This window comes from Saccharothrix sp. NRRL B-16314 (assembly GCF_000716595.1).
In the GTDB taxonomy this organism is placed as follows: domain Bacteria; phylum Actinomycetota; class Actinomycetes; order Mycobacteriales; family Pseudonocardiaceae; genus Actinosynnema.
This window is the reverse complement of the sequence record NZ_JNXC01000045.1, coordinates 1-17,176: the sequence shown is the minus strand read 5'-3', so window position 1 is coordinate 17,176 and position 17,176 is coordinate 1. Positions and strand designations below refer to the sequence as shown.

17 protein-coding genes are annotated in these 17,176 nt (G+C 72.0%); 7 read left to right on the top strand and 10 right to left on the bottom strand.

The window, feature by feature from the left end:
• Positions 1–115: 115 nt before the first annotated feature.
• Entirely contained in the window at positions 116–604 is a 489-nt protein-coding gene (locus tag OQ02_RS36695) for an SRPBCC family protein (RefSeq protein WP_051773256.1), read from the bottom strand.
• A 204-nt stretch (positions 605–808) separates the two neighbouring features.
• Between OQ02_RS36695 and OQ02_RS36690 the strand changes: the two genes are divergently transcribed.
• Together OQ02_RS36690 and OQ02_RS36685 are read left to right on the top strand one after the other, a co-directional pair.
• Positions 809–1,318 (top strand): pyridoxamine 5'-phosphate oxidase family protein, encoded by a 510-nt coding sequence (locus OQ02_RS36690; RefSeq protein ID WP_033443281.1) that lies wholly within the window; start codon positions 809–811, stop codon positions 1,316–1,318.
• Between the two features lie 18 nt (positions 1,319–1,336).
• Positions 1,337–2,680: a cytochrome P450 gene (locus OQ02_RS36685; protein ID WP_033443280.1), complete on the top strand. Its 1,344-nt coding sequence runs from the start codon at positions 1,337–1,339 to the stop codon at positions 2,678–2,680.
• A gap of 28 nt (positions 2,681–2,708) precedes the next feature.
• On the opposite strand, the gene OQ02_RS36680 is transcribed toward OQ02_RS36685, so the two are convergent.
• The 7 genes from OQ02_RS36680 to OQ02_RS36650 form a co-directional block, all read right to left on the bottom strand.
• Positions 2,709–3,251, bottom strand: a complete 543-nt coding sequence (locus OQ02_RS36680; RefSeq protein ID WP_033443279.1) for an EF-hand domain-containing protein — start codon at positions 3,249–3,251, stop codon at positions 2,709–2,711.
• Entirely contained in the window at positions 3,248–4,879 is a 1,632-nt protein-coding gene (locus OQ02_RS36675) for an MFS transporter (RefSeq protein ID WP_051773255.1), read from the bottom strand. Before OQ02_RS36675 ends, OQ02_RS36680 begins: the two co-directional genes overlap by 4 nt.
• A 184-nt stretch (positions 4,880–5,063) precedes the next feature.
• Complete coding sequence (locus tag OQ02_RS36670) at positions 5,064–5,888, bottom strand: SAM-dependent methyltransferase (RefSeq protein WP_033443278.1); 825 nt, start codon at positions 5,886–5,888, stop codon at positions 5,064–5,066.
• A gap of 34 nt (positions 5,889–5,922) precedes the next feature.
• Positions 5,923–7,065 (bottom strand): nucleotide disphospho-sugar-binding domain-containing protein, encoded by a 1,143-nt coding sequence (locus OQ02_RS36665; protein ID WP_033443277.1) that lies wholly within the window; start codon positions 7,063–7,065, stop codon positions 5,923–5,925.
• Between the two features lie 97 nt (positions 7,066–7,162).
• On the bottom strand, positions 7,163–8,605 hold the full coding sequence (locus OQ02_RS36660) for an NDP-hexose 2,3-dehydratase family protein (RefSeq protein WP_231500390.1): 1,443 nt from the start codon (positions 8,603–8,605) through the stop codon (positions 7,163–7,165).
• A 57-nt stretch (positions 8,606–8,662) separates the two neighbouring features.
• Positions 8,663–9,595, bottom strand: coding sequence for an NAD-dependent epimerase/dehydratase family protein (locus OQ02_RS36655; RefSeq protein WP_051773254.1), 933 nt, complete (start codon positions 9,593–9,595; stop codon positions 8,663–8,665).
• A gap of 4 nt (positions 9,596–9,599) precedes the next feature.
• Positions 9,600–10,322, bottom strand: a complete 723-nt coding sequence (locus OQ02_RS36650) for a class I SAM-dependent methyltransferase (RefSeq protein WP_197043663.1) — start codon at positions 10,320–10,322, stop codon at positions 9,600–9,602.
• Between the two features lie 166 nt (positions 10,323–10,488).
• Between OQ02_RS36650 and OQ02_RS36645 the strand changes: the two genes are divergently transcribed.
• The 4 genes from OQ02_RS36645 to OQ02_RS36630 all read left to right on the top strand — a co-directional run bounded on the left by OQ02_RS36645 (position 10,489) and on the right by OQ02_RS36630 (position 15,062).
• Positions 10,489–11,334 (top strand): SAM-dependent methyltransferase, encoded by an 846-nt coding sequence (locus tag OQ02_RS36645; protein WP_033443276.1) that lies wholly within the window; start codon positions 10,489–10,491, stop codon positions 11,332–11,334.
• Between the two features lie 175 nt (positions 11,335–11,509).
• Complete coding sequence (locus tag OQ02_RS36640) at positions 11,510–13,234, top strand: selenium-binding protein SBP56-related protein (RefSeq protein WP_081916200.1); 1,725 nt, start codon at positions 11,510–11,512, stop codon at positions 13,232–13,234.
• Positions 13,235–13,356: 122 nt separating this feature from the next.
• Entirely contained in the window at positions 13,357–14,319 is a 963-nt protein-coding gene (locus tag OQ02_RS36635) for a DUF1702 family protein (protein WP_051773252.1), read from the top strand.
• 86 nt (positions 14,320–14,405) lie between these two features.
• Positions 14,406–15,062, top strand: coding sequence for a winged helix-turn-helix transcriptional regulator (locus OQ02_RS36630; RefSeq protein ID WP_231500389.1), 657 nt, complete (start codon positions 14,406–14,408; stop codon positions 15,060–15,062).
• On the opposite strand, the gene OQ02_RS44430 is transcribed toward OQ02_RS36630, so the two are convergent.
• Both OQ02_RS44430 and OQ02_RS41700 read right to left on the bottom strand, forming a co-directional pair.
• Positions 15,014–15,184 (bottom strand): hypothetical protein, encoded by a 171-nt coding sequence (locus OQ02_RS44430; protein ID WP_156077537.1) that lies wholly within the window; start codon positions 15,182–15,184, stop codon positions 15,014–15,016. The genes OQ02_RS36630 and OQ02_RS44430 overlap by 49 nt on opposite strands.
• A gap of 19 nt (positions 15,185–15,203) precedes the next feature.
• Positions 15,204–16,733 (bottom strand): DUF6239 family natural product biosynthesis protein, encoded by a 1,530-nt coding sequence (locus OQ02_RS41700; RefSeq protein WP_051773251.1) that lies wholly within the window; start codon positions 16,731–16,733, stop codon positions 15,204–15,206.
• A 344-nt stretch (positions 16,734–17,077) separates the two neighbouring features.
• On the opposite strand from OQ02_RS41700, the gene OQ02_RS47340 reads away from it, so the two are divergent.
• Positions 17,078–17,176 (top strand): Clp protease N-terminal domain-containing protein (locus OQ02_RS47340; protein ID WP_156077520.1); only part of this gene is annotated, 99 nt, incomplete at its 3' end.

Here is a 17,176-nt window from a genome sequence, read left to right as displayed (position 1 = left end):
GCCGGCCGGGTGTGCCGCGCGCCGCTGGCCGGATGAGGGATGCCGCCCAAGGCGACGCGGCAGACCCGGTGCCGCGCCGCCCGGAGCGCCGTCCTGGGCGGCACCCCTCGTCCGATCAGGCGGGGTGGCCGTCGGGGAACCGGTCCTCGGTCAGTCCCAGCTGGACCTTGTGCTCCAGCCACGCCTTCAGCCCGGCGAGCGCCTGGGTGAACCCACCCATCGAGCCGATCGCCCAGCCGACGATCTCGTCGCCCGTCTCGCCCGCGTACCCGGTCTCCTTCACCTCGACGAACGTCGTGCCGTCGTCGCGCGCGTCGAACGTCCACTCGACCGTGGTGGTGGCGGGCTCGTCACCCCATTCGACGACGAGCCGGCGGTCCTGTTCGAACTCCTTGACCTTGACCGGCGACGACATGTCGTACATCGACCACGTCCAGCGCACTTCGGCGCCGGGTTCGAGCCGGCCGGTGCTGTCGGTGAACCAGAACTTCGTGGTGATCGCGGGATCCACGATCGCCTCGAAAACCTCGTTCGCCGGCTTGCGGATCAGCATCCCGGTCTCCATGACCGGGATGTTCTCAAGCTGGGGAACTGCGCTGGACATCGTGGTGGAACCCTTCTGTTCGATTCATTCTCGTGTGGCGGAAGTTATCACGGTGAACGGCGTGCCCAGAGGCATGTGCTGCCGCTTTTCTTAACCCTTTCGGGCGATTCTCTTGCGGTCATGCGCACTGGTGCGGCTCCGCCGTTGCGGTGAACACTTTAGAAAGCAGTAGCAGTATTCCATCGTGGACGTTATTCTTCCCGGGTGACCTCCACTCTGTTCAGCGTCGAAACGCCGTTCGCCGAACTCCGCGAGGACTTCGTGCGGCTGACGAGCGACATCGGTTGGTGCACGGTCGCGACCGTCGACACCAAGGGCCGCCCGAGGACGCGGGTGCTGCGGGTGACGTGGGAGATCGACGGCGACACGCCGATCGGGTGGGTCAGCACCCGCCGCTCGCCCACCAAGGTCGCCCACCTCGCGCACACGCCCTACGTCTCGTGCGGCTACTGGACTTCGGCGCACGACGCGGTCTTCGCCGACTGCCGGGCGTCGTGGGTGGAGGAGCCCGGTGACAAGCGGCACGTGTGGGGCATCGTGGCCGCCGAGGCGACCCGGCAGGGCTTCGACCCGCTCGGCATCTGGGCGCAGGGCGCCGAGGATCCGAAGTTCGAGGTGCTGCGGCTGGACCCATGGCGCGTCCAGGTGACCCTCCAGGATCTGGCGCACGGCCAGACCATCGGCTCCTCCCGCGTGTGGCACGCGGGCGACTAGACCGGCGGAGGCGAACCGATGACCGGCACGCTCCAGTCGCCCGGCCTCGCGCCCGGCGGTCTCCCGCTGCTCGGCCACGCGCTGCGGATGAAGAAGGACACCGGCGCCTTCTTCCTGTCCCTCCAGTCCGGCGACCCGGTCACCGTGATCCGGCTCGGCCGCGCGCCCATGTACGTGGTCAACGACCACCGGCTGATGCGCGAGGTCATGCGCGACCCGGAGGTCTTCGGCCGCGGCGGCCCGATCGCCGAGCGGTTCCGGCTGATGTTCGGCAACGGCCTCGGCATCTCCGACGGCGAGTTCCACCGCCGGCAGCGCGCCCTCGTCCAACCCGCGTTCCACCGCAACCGGATCATCCACTACACGGCGTTGATGAGCGCGGAAGTCGAAGAGCGGACCCGGTCCTGGCAGGACGGTCAGCGGCTCGCGGTCGAGCAGGAGATGGACCAGCTCGCCCTGGCCAACATCACCCGGGTCCTCTTCGACGGTGACGTGGCGCTGGACCGGGAGCGCTTCACCGCCGCCACCGCCCTGGTCCTCGGCGGGCTGTTCCGGTGGATGACCGACGCCACCGGCGTGCTCACGAAGCTGCCGACGCCCGCGAACCGCCGCTACCGGCAGGCCATGGCGCACCTGCGCCGCACGATCGCCGACGTGATCGCCGCGTACCGAGAGGGCGGTGCCGACCACGGCGACCTGCTGTCCATGATGATGCTCGCCCACGGCGCGGACGGCGCGCCCGCCATGAGCGACGGCCAGCTGCACGACGAGGTGATGACGTTCTTCATCGCCGGCAGCAACACCATCAGCAACACGCTCGCCTGGACGTGGCACGAACTCGCCCTCAGGCCCGAGCTGGAACGGCGGCTGCACGACGAGGTGGACGAGGTGCTGGCGGGCAGGCCCGCCGGGTACGAGGACATCGCCCGGCTGCCCTACACCCGCCGGGTGCTCACCGAAACCCTCCGGTTCCGGACGCAGGGGTACTTCCAGAGCCGGGTGACCACGGCGGACCGGGACCTCGGCGGCTACCACATCCCGGCGGGCTCGACCGTGCTCTACAGCTTCCACGCGCTCAACCACAACCCGGACGTCCACGCCGATCCCGGGCGGTACGACCCGGACCGCTGGCTGCCCGAACGCGTCGAATCGGTGCCACGCGGCGCTTTCACGCCGTTCGGCCTCGGCGTGCACGGTTGCGTCGGCGAGCAGTTCTCGTGGGCCGAGATGATCGTCGCCCTGGCGACGGTGGCCGCGCGCTGGCGGCTGGTGCCGGTGCCCGGCCACTCGCCGAAGCCGAAGCCCGCCGTCACCATGCCGGTGGACTCGCTGCCGATGACCGCGCACCGCCGGGGCGACTGAGCAGGTCGGTCGCCCCGGAACGGCACGGCTACAGGTCACCGGCGATGGAGTTGCCCGGCTCATCGGGATCGTCGCTGAGGTAGAACGCACGGGCCGCCTCGACGTACTCCTGCGTCGTGACGTAGCCGTCCCCGTCGGTGTCGAGCATGCCGAAGGCCTGCGTCGTCTCCTCTTCGGACATGCCGCCGCGGATCTGGGCGGCCATCATCTCCGGCGCCGTGATCCTGCCGTCGCGGTCCTTGTCCGCGGCGGTGAACACGGCGATGCTGAACGGGATCGCGGCGTCCTCGACGAACGCGGGGAACGCCGGGTCGTCGCCCCAGGCCACCCAGTCCTCCACGGTGACCCGCTTGACGCCCTCGCCGTCGGTCTTCCCCGGCATGCCCCGGAAGAGCTTGTGCGCGTGGAAGTGGATGCGGCGCCAGTCCTCCGAGCGCGGTTCCAGGTCGTAGGTGTCGCACCAGATCTGGGCCAGCGCGGTGACGTCGAGTTCGTCGATCACCCCGTCCCGGTCGACGTCGATGGAGTAGTACGCCTTCTCCAGCTTGAGGCGTCTGAGTTCCGTGGTCATCGAGCGGCCTCCCCGGCGGTTGCGGCGGTTCCCTCGGACGCTTCCGCCGCGTCGGCGGCGTCCTCGGCCTCGGGATCGGTCGGCTTGATCAGCATGATGAGCGGGATGAACACGAGCACGACGACCACCGAGCCGAGCAGGATCGCGTGCAGGCCGCTGGTGTAGGTCTCCTGCGCGATCCGGGCGACCGTCCCGCCCAGGCCTTCCGGCGCGACGCCCTGCGCGACGGACTGCACGCCGTCGCGGGCCTGTGCCACCGTGTCGGCGGGCAGACCGGCGGCTTCGAGCCGTTCCTCCCAGTCGCCCTGGACGACCACGGTCAGCGCGGTGCCCAGTGAGGCCACGCCTAGCGCCGGGCCGAGGCTGTCCATCGTCTCGCCGACACCGGAGGCGACACCGGCCAACCGCTTGGGCGCGCTGCTGACCACGGCCTCGGTGCCGACGGGCACCACGAAGCTCATGCTCATGCCCAGCGTGACCAGGAACGGCCAGATCGAGGCGTACCCGTCGTCCACACCGACGCGGGACAGGCCGAACAGGCTCACCACGCACAGCAGAAGGCCCAGCGCCAGCGGCAGTCTCGGGCCGAACTTCTGGTTGAGCAGACCGCTCAGCGGTGCGACGACGATGCCCGCGGCCGGGATCGGCAGCAGCCGGAGGCCGGTGTCCAGCGGGCCCGCGCCCTGGACGTTCTGGAGGAACAGCGAGAGGTAGAACCACACCGAGAACATCAGGCCCGAGCTGACCAGCAGGATCAGGTTGCCCGCCACGAACGTCCGGGAGCGGAAGAGCCTCGGTGGCAGCAAGGGCTCGGTGGTGGTGCGTTCGCGCAGGACCAGCAGCACGATCAGCACGGCGGAGACGACGAAGCACGCGAGCGGCACGAACCCCGTCCAGCCGGACACGGGCACTTCGGTGATGCCGTACACGAGGGTCGCCAGCGACACCGCCACCAGGGCGATGCCGGGCAGGTCGAGCCCGCGCTTCGCGTCCGCCGGCGGCACCGCGCGGATGAGGGTGCTCGCCAGGAGCAGGGTGACCGCGCCGCCGATGACGTTGATGAAGAACGCCCAGCGCCAGCCCGCGTACTCCACGACCAGCCCGCCGAAGAACGGCCCGCCCGCCGACGACAGCGCGAACGTGCCGATGAACACGCCGATCGCGATCTTGATCTTGCTCGGTGGGAACGTCAGCCGCAGGATGGCCAGCGCCGACGGCATCAGCGTCGCGCCGCACATGCCCTGGAGGACACGCCAGGCGACCAGCGCCTCGATGTTGTGCGAGAACCCGACCAGGACGGAACTCGCGACGAAGCCGACGATGCCCGCCAGGAACACCTTCCGGTGCCCGTACCGGTCGCCGACCTTGCCCGCAGCGACCAGGAGCGCCGCGTACGCGAGCATGTAGCCGGTGGTGACCCATTGCAGCTGGGTGAGCGTGGCGCCGAGCTCGGCGCTGATGGTCGGGTTCGCCACCGTGACGACCATGGCGTCCACGCCGAGCATCATCGCGGCGAGCGCCATGGCGGTCAGGCCGAGCCACAGCCTGGGAGGGACCTTCTCGTCGGGGGCGGCGGCCGGTGAGCCCGGGTCCGCGGAGCCGGTGGCACTGGGTGTCTGCTCGTCCATCGCTGGTGTCCTCACGGATCTGGGCGAGAGGGAGGAAGGCGCTGGTGCGTGACGGCAGCGGTCGGCAGTGGGCCGACGGGCGTCGTCACCGTTCGTAAAGCTATAGCCATGCCCGGGTCAATATAGGCAACCATCTGTCTGCATGTCAATCGCGCCGTGTCGCCCGAACGGGCGGTGGCGTGCGTCAGTCCGGTCGGTGCCCGGTGATGATCAGGTAGCCGATCTTGTCCCGGTAGATGGGCAGGAGCCTGCCCATCGCGTCCCGCTGCTGGTCCACCTTGTCCTCTCCCAGCGCCGTCACCAGGTGTGGTCGCAGCCGCTCCAGCCGCTTGAAGTACTCGGGGTAGGACCGGCGGATGTTGTCGCCGCACGACACCACCTCGTCGATCTCCAGACCGCTGTCCCGCGCCACGGCGACCACCTCGTCGGCGGGGCGCGGTCGCTCCATCCCGCCGGCCCGCGCGATCTCCAGCTCCTCCTCCGTCAGCGGCTCCTCCTCGGTGAACTCGGTCAGCACCACCCGGCCGCCGGGGCGGACCACGCGCACCATCTCGCGGATCCACACGGCGCTGTCCTCGACGTGCTGCAGCGACTGGAACGCCAGCACCGCGTCGAACGCGGCGTCCGGGTACGGCAGCGCGGCGGCGTCGCCGAACTCGATCCGGACCTGCGCCTTCAGGCCGGCCGCCTTCACCCGCCTGGTCGCCTCGGTCACCTGCCACGTGCTGTTGGTGATGCCGGTGATGACGGCGTCCGTGCGCTGGCCCAGCCGGATCGCGGGCACACCCGCGCCGCAGCCGACGTCGAGCAGCGTCTGACCGGGCCTCAGCCCCAGCTTCTCGCCCACCACGTCGGTGGTCCGGTTGATGGCCTCCAGGAACGGCGTCGGATCGTCGTCGCCCAGCCAGAAGCCGACGTGGATGTTCCCGCCCAGCACCTCGATCAGCTCGGCCATCTGGTCGTAGACCTCGCCGATCTCGTCGGTCCGTGACGTGTCGCTCGCGGACATCGGCCACCCTTCCGCTCGTCGTTCCTGCTCCAGGTCAACTACCGTTGCGGGTCAGTTGCGCCACCACCTGCGAGGGCGACGGCATCGCGGCGATCTCGGCGCGCAGCTCCTCGGCCACCCGGCGCAGCTTCTCGTCCGACCGCAGCTCGCGCACGGCGGCGGCGTCCAGCTCGGCCTCGTCCAGCACGTGCGCCGCGCCGCGCGCCCGCAGCAGCTCGGCGCTCACGAACTCGTCCGGCGCGTTCGGCAGCACGAGCTGCGGAACTCCCAGCGCGCAACAGGTCAGCAGGGTGCCGTCCCCGCCGTGGTGGATCGCCGCGTCGCACGTCCGCAGCAGCGCGTTCAGCGGAACCCAGCCGGTCAGCCGGAGGTTGGGCGGCAGGTCGTCCGGCAGGTCGTCCGGCACGTCACCTGGCACGTCACCCGGCACGTCCGCGCCGAGGGTGACGACGAACTCCACCTCCGGGTCCGCCGCCGCGACCTGCGCCGCGCGCCCGATGAACGCCCGCGTCCCGTACGTGGCACCGCACGTGACCGCGACCCGCGGCCTACGCGGCGAGTCCAGCAGCCAGGCGGGCAGCACGCCCGAGCCGTTGTAGGGCACGTGGCCCATGAGCAGGTCCGGTGCGACGCCCTCGGCCAGGCTCGGCGGCGCCACGTCCACGCTCCGGATCACCGCCGGCGCGGCCAGCCCGTACCGCCGCAGCGACACCGCGCCGGGCAGGTCGCGGACCAGGTCGGCGTCGTAGCGGGAGATGGAGACGGCGTGCGCGACGGCGGGCACACCCAGCACCGCGGCCACCACCGCGCCGACGGCGAAGATCGGGTCGTAGACCACCAGGTCGGGCCGGACCCGCGCGGCCACGGCCACGTGCGCGTCCACGTAGGGGTCCCACGCGGCAACGATGTGCGGCTTGCGGCTGTTCATCGTCGCCAGCGGCGGACCGTCCAGCGGTGCGAACAGGTGCGGCAGCGCCGCGGCGAAGCCGACCAGCATCTCGCCGGTGGTGCGGCCCGGCAGCGCGTCCAGCACCGGCAGGCCCGCGTTCGCCACGGCCAGCCCGTCCCCGCCGGTGACGAACACCGCCTCGTGCCCGGCGGACTGGAAGGCCCACGCGAGCGGCACGAGCGGGAAGGTGTGGCCGATGGCAGGTGCGGGCAGGAAGAGCACGCGCATGGTCCACCCCAGTCGGGGGTCGAGGTGTGGGCGGGATCAGCTGCGGGCGGTGGGCCCCGGGACCGCGAATACTATCGGCGAATATAGCGAAGAGGGATCACGTGGGCAATGCCGCGCCGCCACGACCCGAGCCGCCGAACAGGCTGTGCAGGCAGGCGAGCAGACTCCGGGCCTGCACGTTGACGTAGTGGCTGTGCCGCACGAGCGCGGCGAGCTGGTGCAGGGCGACCCAGCGGTAATCACCCGATTCGGCGTCCTCGACGTCCGTCTCGACCACGAGGTAGCGGTTGCGCGCGTGGTGGAAGCGGCCTCCCTCCTCCGACAGCGTGGCCGCGTACCGGATGCGCTCCGGCCCGGCGCCCAGCACCTCGTCCAGGAACGGTGGCCGCGCGTCGGCGGGCAGGCAGGCCAGGTTCGCCGGGGTGCACTGCACGGTCGGCGCCAGTTCGATGACGTCGACGTAGCCCGGTTCGACGCGGGCGTGCGCCAACACGTGCAGCACGCCGTCGATGGGCTTGGCCAGGAACGCGACCACGCCCTCGCCGTGCGGCCTGATCATCGGCTGTGCCCAGCGCAGCACCTCGCGCTTGCCCGCCCGCACGTCGACGCCGACCACGTCGAAGAACAACCCGCTCTCGTGGCTGATCTTCTCGTCGGTGCGCCGCCAGTGCGGCAGGCCGTCCAGCGGCGCGCGACTGGTGCGGATCTCGTGCCGGCTGCGCGCGTCGGTGATCCACATGAGCAGGTCGTCGGTGGTGTGCCTCGACGGCTCGTCCTCGTCGCACGATCGGACCAGCGCGGCCCGGAACCCCGATCCGCCGCCGAGTTCGCGGGCCAGGCCGGCGTCCGCGAAAGGCAGGCAGGACAACACGGTCCGGGCGTCCATGTTCACCAGGTCGTCCTCGGCCAGCGCCCGGTGCACCTGGCCGAGCGTGAGCCAGCGGAACTCCTCCGGCGGGTCGACGTGCCCGTCGGTCAGCACGATCATGTTGCGGTTGCGCTTGCGGAAGAACCAGGCGCCCTGCTCGGACTGCCGCACGTCCGCGACCAACCCGTGCGGTGGTGGATCGCGGAAGAACTCCAGGAACGGCACGCTCCGACCGCCGTGCACCCTGGTGTAGTTGCTGCGGGTGGCCTGAACGGTGGGCGCGAGCTGGACACCGTTGTGGTTGCCCGGTTCGCGCTTGAGCTGCATCAGGAACTCCAGCACACCGTCCGACTCCCGGGCCAGCAGGCCGAGGATGCCGATCTCCGGCTGGCTGATGATGGGCTGGCTCCAGCGGTCCACGGGCGCGCCGGGTATCTCGGCGGTGAGGCCCTGGACGGTGAAGAACCGGCCGCTCTCGTGGTGGAGGTCGCCGGTCGCCGGGTCGCGGCGCCACCCCTGCAACGCGGTGAGCGGCACGACGTCCGCGGTCATCCGGGACGCCGGTCCGGGTGTGGTGAGCCACCGCCGCACCGCGTCCGATTCGGGTGCCCGGATCGCGGACGCGGACCGGGCTATCGCCAGCGCCCGGTCGCGCCGGGTCCGTGCGGCCAAGGAGCCTCCGGCCATGAGCTCCCACTCCCGTCGGGCTCTGCGCGCCAGATAACTACACTAATCGACAGTAACAGGAGGGGGTGGCCGGCGACCACGCTCCGAGCCGCCGGCCACGTGGCGCCAGAACGCGCGCACGGCCTCGTCCAGCTCCCGGTGCGCCCGCCACCCCAGCGCTTCCCGGGCGGGGCCAGGGTCTACCCGCGTGCAGCCCACCTGCGACCGCCAGTCCCGCACCGCGTCCTCCTGCTCCACCACCGTGGCCGGTACGCCGCTCACGTCCACCAGCAACCGCACCAAGGACCGGACCGGCACGGCCTCGCCGCGGCCGATGTCGACCACGCGCCCGACGGCCTGGGCGTCCGCCGCCGCGACCGCCGCTTCCGCCGCGTCGCGCACGTCGACGTAGTCCCGTTCGGCGATCAACGGGAAGAGTCGCACCACGGCGGGGGACCGGGTCGCGGTCAGCAGGGAGTCGGCCACTCGGCCGAGCAGGCTGCCGCGGGGCAGTCCGGGGCCGATCACGTTCGCCAGCCGCAGGACCACGCCGGCCACGTCGCCCGCCGCGGTCGCGGACAGCACGGCGGCGGTGCCGGCCAGCTTGGCGCGCCCGTAGTGGGTGGGTGGCGGACGGCCGTGCTCCAGCACGGAGCCCAGGTGGACCAGGCGCGGCCGGCGGCGGGTGCGGGCCAGGGCGTCCGTCAGCCGCCGCGGCACGCCGGCGCAGCGGGCCGTGATCTCGGCGGCGGACAGGCCCCAGCTGCTGCCGGTGGCGTCCACCACGACGTCCGGGCGCTCGGCGGCGAGGAGGTCGGCCAGCACGGCGTCCCGCGCGGTGGTGAGGTCCACCGGGATGAAGTGGTGGGCGACGTCGTCGGGGCGGTGCCGCGCGACGACCGAGACGCGGCAGCCCGCCGAGGCGAACGCCGTGGCGACGTGCGTGCCGACGAACCCGGTGCCGCCGAGCACGAGCACCCTCCTGCCGGCGGCCACCGGGTCAGCCCCGCGGTCGGGCGACCCAGAGCCCCCACCGGAACGGCGTGGCCGGGACGTGCTCCGCGTCGCACCCCGCCGCCGCGAAGGCGGCCTCGAACTCCGGTGCGGTGAACAGGGTCATGTCGAACGTGTCGGTGGCGTGCCGGATGCCGGTCACCGAGTGCGCCTCGGCGTGGTGCACCACCATCCGGACGCGGGAGCCGTCGAGCCGGGTGGAGTGCGAGAGCCGGACCGTCGTGCGCTCCGGCTCCTCGACCACGTCCCGCGACACGTGCCCCTCGATGAACTCACCGGGCTCGTACCACGGTTCGACCAGCAGCACGCCGCCCGGCGCCAGGTGCCGGACGAACCGCGCGACCACCTGCTCCAACTCCGCGGTCGATGCCAGGTGCGGCACGGCGAACAGGCACGTGATCACGTCGAAGCGGGCCGCCAGCTCGACCTCGCGCATGTCGGCGCGGTGCGTCCGCAGTCCCGGCACCCTGGCCTCGGCGACGGCCAGCATGGCGGCCGAGGCGTCCACGCCCGTCACGTCGAACTCCTCCCGCAGGAACCGCAGGTGCAGCCCGGTGCCGCAGGCCACGTCCAGCAGGCGGGTCGCGCCGGAGTCGTGGTCGCGCGCCAGCCGGGCGATCGCACGCGACTGGGCGGCGTGGTCGCGGCCCCTGGCCCGCATGACCCGGTCGTAGACCTCGGCGTAGCCGTCGCGGTACACGGTGGTCACCGCGTGACGCTAGCACTCCGTTAGTTAAGCGAAAACCGCCGATGAACGGACGTGTGCGCAGTTCACCTGGGCAGTCTTGTCCGCTTACCCGAGTAAGGTATAGCTTACTCAAGCGAGTGGCGTGGAATGCGCCGCAGCGACCGGACAGCCCCTCGGGAGGATCCGCATGGTCTCGTCGTACACACCGACCAAGGAAGAGGTCGTGGAGTTCTACGAGAACGCGATCCCGCTGATCACCCGGCTGGTCGGGGTCAACGTCCACCTGGGCTACTGGGACTCGGCGGACGACACGAGCACCGTGCAGGAGGCCACCGACCGGCTGACCGACATGATGGTCGAACGGCTGCGCGTCGGCCCCGGCAGCCGGGTCCTCGACCTCGGGTGCGGGCTCGGCATGCCCGCCGTCCGGCTCGCCCGCACCACGGGCGCCACCGTGGTCGGCGTGGCGACCAGCCCGTCCCTCGTGGCGGAGGCACGGGCCCGCGCGGCGGGGGAAGGGCTCACGGATCTGGTGAGCTTCGAGGTCGCCGACGCGCTCGACCTGCCGTTCCCCGACGACTCGTTCGACGCGGTGCTGGCCATCGAGTCGATCGTGCACATGCCCGACCTGCCAAGGGTGTTCGGCCAACTCGGGCGCGTGCTGCGGGACGGCGGGCGCTTCGTGCTGACCGACTTCTTCGTGAAGGAGCCGCCGGAAGGCCGGCGGCTCGCGGCCGTGGAGGCCTATCGCAGGCTCGCCCTCAACAGCGAGCTGCTGGTGGTCGAGGACTACCCGCCGCTGCTGCGCTCGGCCGGGTTCCACCTGACCGAGTACCTCGACATCACCCGCCAGACCGATCGCCACCACCGCGAGATGGTGCTCGCCGTGCAGCGGCAGCGCGCCGAACTGGAACCCGTGTACGGCCCCGGGATGCTGGACGCCTTCATCTCGGTGTTCGAGGAGTGCCTGGAAGTCGGAGAACCCGGCTACCTGCTGCTCTCCGCGGAGCGGATGGCGAAGGCCGGGGGCTGACCCGCCCCCGCCGTCGCGGACACCGGTCACCCCGGTACGCCGGTCGGCGTCGATTGCGGTCGACGCCCGTCGTAGCAAGCCCACTGCCGCCGACCTTGGGGCCCATGACGCGCCGCCGAACCGCCGCGGGCGACACGTGCCACCGCGATCGGTCGCGCCCGATTGGGGTAACCCCATGATCAGAACCGCTTGGGGCCGGGTGGCCGCCGCCATCCTGCTCCCGTCCGCTTTCCTCACCCCTTCAGCGTCCGCCGACCCGGTCCGCGTGGTGCCCACCAGCGTGGTGGGCACGGACGGCGGGACCTACACGGTGACGAACCACCTCGTCGGCTACGGCGACCGGTGGAAGTCGCACGAATGGCTGCTCGTCTGGGCGGGCGGCGCGCCGACCGCCGACGGCGCCGAGCCGGACTTCCTGGCGGTGGTCGACGCGTCGCCGGACTCGCCCACGTACGGCAAGGTCGTCAACACCGCCACGGTCGGCCCGCAGTCCGGCAACGAGCCGCACCACCTCCAGTACACCTGGCACCAGGGGCAGCGGCTCTACGCCGGCGGCATCCTCAGCGACACGGTGTTCGTCCTCGACGTCGACGACCTGCCGCTCGTCCGGATCACCGGCGTCAACCTGCCGATGGACACGCCGTGCGGCACCGCGCCGGACGCCTTCGCGGTGCTCCGGGACGGCACGGCGTACGGCACCTACATGGGCGGCCCGAACGTGCCGGGCCCGTGCACCTACACCAACGGCGAAGTGCGCCAGGGCAACGGTTTCGCGGGCACGCCGGGCGAAGTCGTCCGACTGGACGAGAAGGGGCGGACGCTCGCCGAGCTGCCGGCCGCCTCACTCGCGCCGGAGGACGCCGTGACGTGCCCGTCGGTGCCCGCGCTGCCCGTGCCGTCCTGCGCGAACCCGCACGGCATCCAGGTCCGCGAGGACCTGGACCGGATGATCACCAGCGACTACGTGGAGATCCGCAACCTCGTCGGCGAGCAGACCGGCCCCGGCAGCCCGTACCTCTACCGGGACACGGTCCGGATCTGGGACATCAGCGACCGGGACGACGCCAGGGTCGTGTCGAAGGCGTCCCTGCCCAAGGGGCCGCGCCCACCGGACCCGGACGGCTACTCCGACGAGCAGCGCATGGTGATGGAAGTGGCGGTGACCAACAGACCCGGCCACCGCGGCGCGTTCGCCTCCACCATGCTCGGCGGCGCCGTCTTCTACACGCCGGACATCACCAGCCCGTCACCGCAGTGGCGCGAGGTCTTCGACGACACCGCGGCCTACGCCTCGTTCCAGCACGAGAGCCGGCTCAGCGGCGCGTACGACGGCGCGAGCTGGCTGCAGGTCAGCCCGGACGACCGGTACCTCTACCACACCGTCATGGGCACCAACGGTTTCCTGCCGCGGCAGGAGCAGACGGGCATGGTGTACGTGCTCGACATCCGCGACCTCGTCGCGTCGGGCGACCGGACCACGTGCTCCGTGGACGAGCTGGCCGAGGTCGAGCGCGGCGGCTTCGAACCGGACTGCCCGAAGCTGGTCGACGCGGTGCCGATCCGGGACGCCGTGTCGCCCGACGTCGGCGTCGGCCCGCACTGGGGCACGCTGGACACCTTCGAGCGGCTGCCGAACGGCAAGGTCCGGGAGACCGACCGGGTGACCAGGCTGGCCGTGTCGAACTACTTCGTGGCCGCGGTCGGCCTGGACGGCGACCACCGCGTGTGCATGATCAACCAGGCGTCCGACGGGACGCTGTCGGAGGACGTCTCGTTCCGCGACGAGCACACCGGCACCCCGTGCGTCCAGATGAACCGGACCCGGTGGCCGCACGGCGCCACCGGCTTCGCCAGGCCTCACGGCGTTTTGTTCGCCGTGTCCGAGGCCCCGAGGCGCTGACCGCGCCGCAAGGGCCGCCGAGGGCGGGGTCAGCGGGCCCCGCCCTCTGGTCTGCCACCGGTCGACCTGGTAGGAAAGGAATTCACTATAGTTTGACGGACTATTCCTGGCCTGGAGGAGTTGTGGGGCGTTCGCGCGCGGTTCCGTCCACACCCGGCACGACGAACCCGCTCGCGCGACTACGACCGCGGCTGCCGCTGTCGATGGCCGATTTCGCCCGGCGCGGGTTCCGGCTCGACCGGCCGACACAGCGGGCGGTGCTGGAACGGCACGCGGGCAACTTCCTCGGCGGGTTCAACCTCGCCGTGCGGTCGTGGCGTGCGCCGCACGAGCCGCTGAGCGAGGTGGCGGAGGAAGAGCGCGGGTTCGCGTACGAGGGCGCGGCGATGTTCGCCGGGTTGCTCGACCTGGCCACCGCCGGTCGGGCGCGTGCGCTCGACCGCCTGCTCGCCGGGCCGGGCGCCGGGTACCCGCACCTGGTGCACGTCGGCGCCGGTTGGCTGTTCACCGCGGCGCGGGTGCCGGCCGTGGTGCGGCTGCCGTCCGCCCCGTTGCTGCGCTGGCTCGCGCTCGACGGCAACGGTTTCGGCGAGGTGTACTTCGGCGGGGTGGAAGCGTTGCTGCGCCGGGCCGGGCGGACCCCGGGGCCGGTGTGGCAGGCACGTCTCGCGGGGTGCGGTCGGGCGTTGTGGTTCGTGCAGTCCGCCGACCCGGACGGCGTGGCCGAGGTGATCGAACGCGCACCCGTCGCCGCGAGGCCCCACCTGTGGAGCGGGGTCGGGCTGGCCTGCGCCTACGCCGGTGCGGTGGACGACGCCGGTCGTGCCGCGCTGCTGGACCTGGCCCGGCCCCACCGGTCTCACTTCGCCCAGGGCGTCGTCTTCGCGGTCGGCGCCAGGGCACGCTCGGGCGTCGTGCCGGACCACACCCGCGACGCGTGCGCCCAGCTGGTGGGCGTGACGGTGGAGGAAGCGGCGCGCTGGACCGACGAGACGTCCGCGGACCTGCTCGGGTACCGCCACGTGCACGCGTACCTGGAGTGGAAGGCGCGGCTGCGCGCCCTGATCGACGGCGGTGGCCGGTGACCGGCTGCGCGCACCCGGGTGGAATACGGCTGGTCCGCCACCCCCGTTGCTAGGCTTGGCCGACCTGTCCGTCGGTGAGGCTAGGGGTGGCAGTGGTCGGCAAGCGGGACTACGGGCAGTTCTGCGGACTGGCCGCCGGGATGAACGTCATCGGTGAGCGCTGGACCCTGCTGGTGATCAGGGAGCTGCTCATCGGCCCGTCCCGGTTCAACGAGATGATCGACAACCTGCCGGGCATCGGCCCGAACCTCCTGGCCGAACGGCTCAAGACGCTCACCGAGCACGGCGTGATCGAGCAGGTGCCGGTCCCCGGTGACGGGCGCGGCAAGTTCTACCAGCTCACCGAGCTGGGCCGGCAGCTGTCCGGACCCGTGCTGTCGCTCACCAGGTGGGGCCTGTCGTTCCTGGACGAGTCCGCGAGCACCGGGGTCGTCCGCGCGGAGTGGGGCTTCCTGGCGATCCAGGCCATGGTGGTCGAGACCGAGATCCCGGACATCGACGAGGTGTACGAGTTCCGGGTCGGCGACCAGGCGTTCACGGTCGCGGTCAAGGCGGGCGAGGTGGCGTTCAGCCGCGGTCAGGCGGAGCAGCCGGACCTGGTGATCACCAGTGACCCGGACACGTTCGTCCGCATCGGCGCCCGCCTGATCACGCCGTTCGCCGCGATCGCCACCGGGCGGGTGTCGATCGAGGGTCAGCCCGAGGCGATCCAGCGGTGCACGCGGATGCTCGGCCTGGTGTGATCCGCGCCCGGCTCGGACCGGTCCGGCGGCGGCACGTCGGGTTCCCGCCCTTCGCCGTGCAGCACGGACTCCACCCCGGCCAGGTGCTCCACATAGGACGATTCGTCGTGCGCCGGTGCCATGGTGCTCCTCCTCTTGGTGTCAGCCCGGGTCGAGCGGGCCGGTGACGGGGATGACGATGCCGCCGTGCAGCCACGACGGGCGGTGGTCGTGGTGGCCGGTCCCCGGGACGGCGGCGGTGCCGGCGGCGTGGAGCCGCACGGTCGCGGCCGGGTGATCGCCGCGTGCTCGCAGCCAGGCCCGGTAGCCGGAGGTGCTGGGCGCCGCGCCGGGCGCACGGTCGGTCAGCGCGGCCACGTAGCGCATCGGGGACTCGTCGGTCGGCGTGAACGTCAGCGGCACGACCTGGCCCGCCGGTGGTTCGAGCAGCGGGGGAGTCAGCAGCCAGGGCGCCAGGTAGCTGCCCTGGGCGGGGTGGTCGCCGGCGGCGATGGCGGCCACGGTCGCGGCGGCGGCCTCCCACCCGGAGACCACCACGACGGGCGCGGTCGGGTCGTCGACGACCCGGATGCCACGGGCTTCGGCTGATTCCCGGACGGTGCGCGCGGCGGCTGCCGACCGGGGGGAGTCGTCGGCAACGAGGGAGATGGTCCGCTGCCCGCGACCGGCGAGGAACGCGGGCACCACGCGCAGGGCCTCCGCGTCGGGGGTGGTCAGGGCTTCGGCCGGGCACGTGGACGTGCCACGCCGCGCGGCGGGCTCCCCGACCAGGCCGCCCAGCAGGGCGCTCGCGCACTCCGGCCCGTCCGCGCCGGTGAGGTCCGGTGCGCCCGGCACCGCGTCGCCGGTGTCCACGGGGACGGTGCCGGCACCGAAACGCAGCGTGGACTGCCCCTCCGGGAGGTCGATCACCGCCCACTCGCCGGTCGTGCCCGGTCGCGTGGCGGTCGTGGCGCTGTCCGCGGCCGACGTGATGAGCAGGCCGCGGGCCGGCGTGACGTGGACGAGGTTGGGGCCGGGCAGGTGCGGCACGACGACCACGTCGAGCGTGGTCGTGCCCGTTGTGATCCGGGCGAGGACCGGGACGCCCGGCTTCGGACCGCCGGTCCCGACGATCACCGCCTGGGCCACGCCGCCGATCAGCGCCAGTGCGAGCACCGCGGCGGCGGTCCGGAGGACGACGGTGCCGCCGCGCGACCGGGTGGCGCACAACGGGTACCACGCGAGGGCGGTCATCCCGCACAGGACGGCCACCCCCGCCGGTCCACGTGCGTGCTGGAACGCCACGGCGGCGGTGGCAGCGGCAGCGGCGAACAGCCAGGACTGGACCGCGTCCGTGCGTGCGCTGGTCGACCGGCTGAGCGTGACTGCCAGGGGAACGAGCAGGGCGAGGGCGACCAGGGCGGCGACGAGCGGACGGGGTGCGTCGGCCGGGAGCCGGAAGACCTCCCACAACACCGCGCCGGCCGTGGCCGTCGCGAGCAGTTCGCGCGAACCGCGACCTGGCGCCGGGACGAACGGTCGCAGCAGGGCGAACCCGGCGACGAAGGGCAGCGCGAGGAGGACGGCCGTCGCCGGACCGGCGACGGCTCCCCCCGGTGGGGCGTGGCCGTGCTCGGGTCCGGCCGAGAGGAGCGTTGCCGAGAGGAGCGCGTCAACGAGGGCGGACACGGGTGTTCCCCCGACGCCGCCGACGAACTGCTGTTGCGCGCGCTCGTGTCGTGTGCGCCCATGTCGTGTGCAAGGACGGTCCCCCTGACGGTCGCGGCCGAAGCGGTGGTCCGGTTGCTGCCTGGGTCGAGCGGAGCCGATGCCGTGCGCGGCGGGGTGTTCGCTATAGCGAGCTGAACTGTGCCGATCGTACTACGTGCCGCTGACGGCGGGTAGCGGCGGCAGCCGTTCGGCTCAACACAGGCCATTCGCCCCAGGTCGTGACCGTCCTGAGGGTCGACCTCCCCGGTAAATAACTATACGATAAAATATCTATTTGGGATCTGTCTTGGGAGGGTGGGCACATGTTCGAAAGGTTCACCGACCGCGCGAGGCGGGTGGTTGTCCTGGCCCAGGAAGAGGCCAGGATGCTCAACCACAACTACATCGGCACCGAACACATC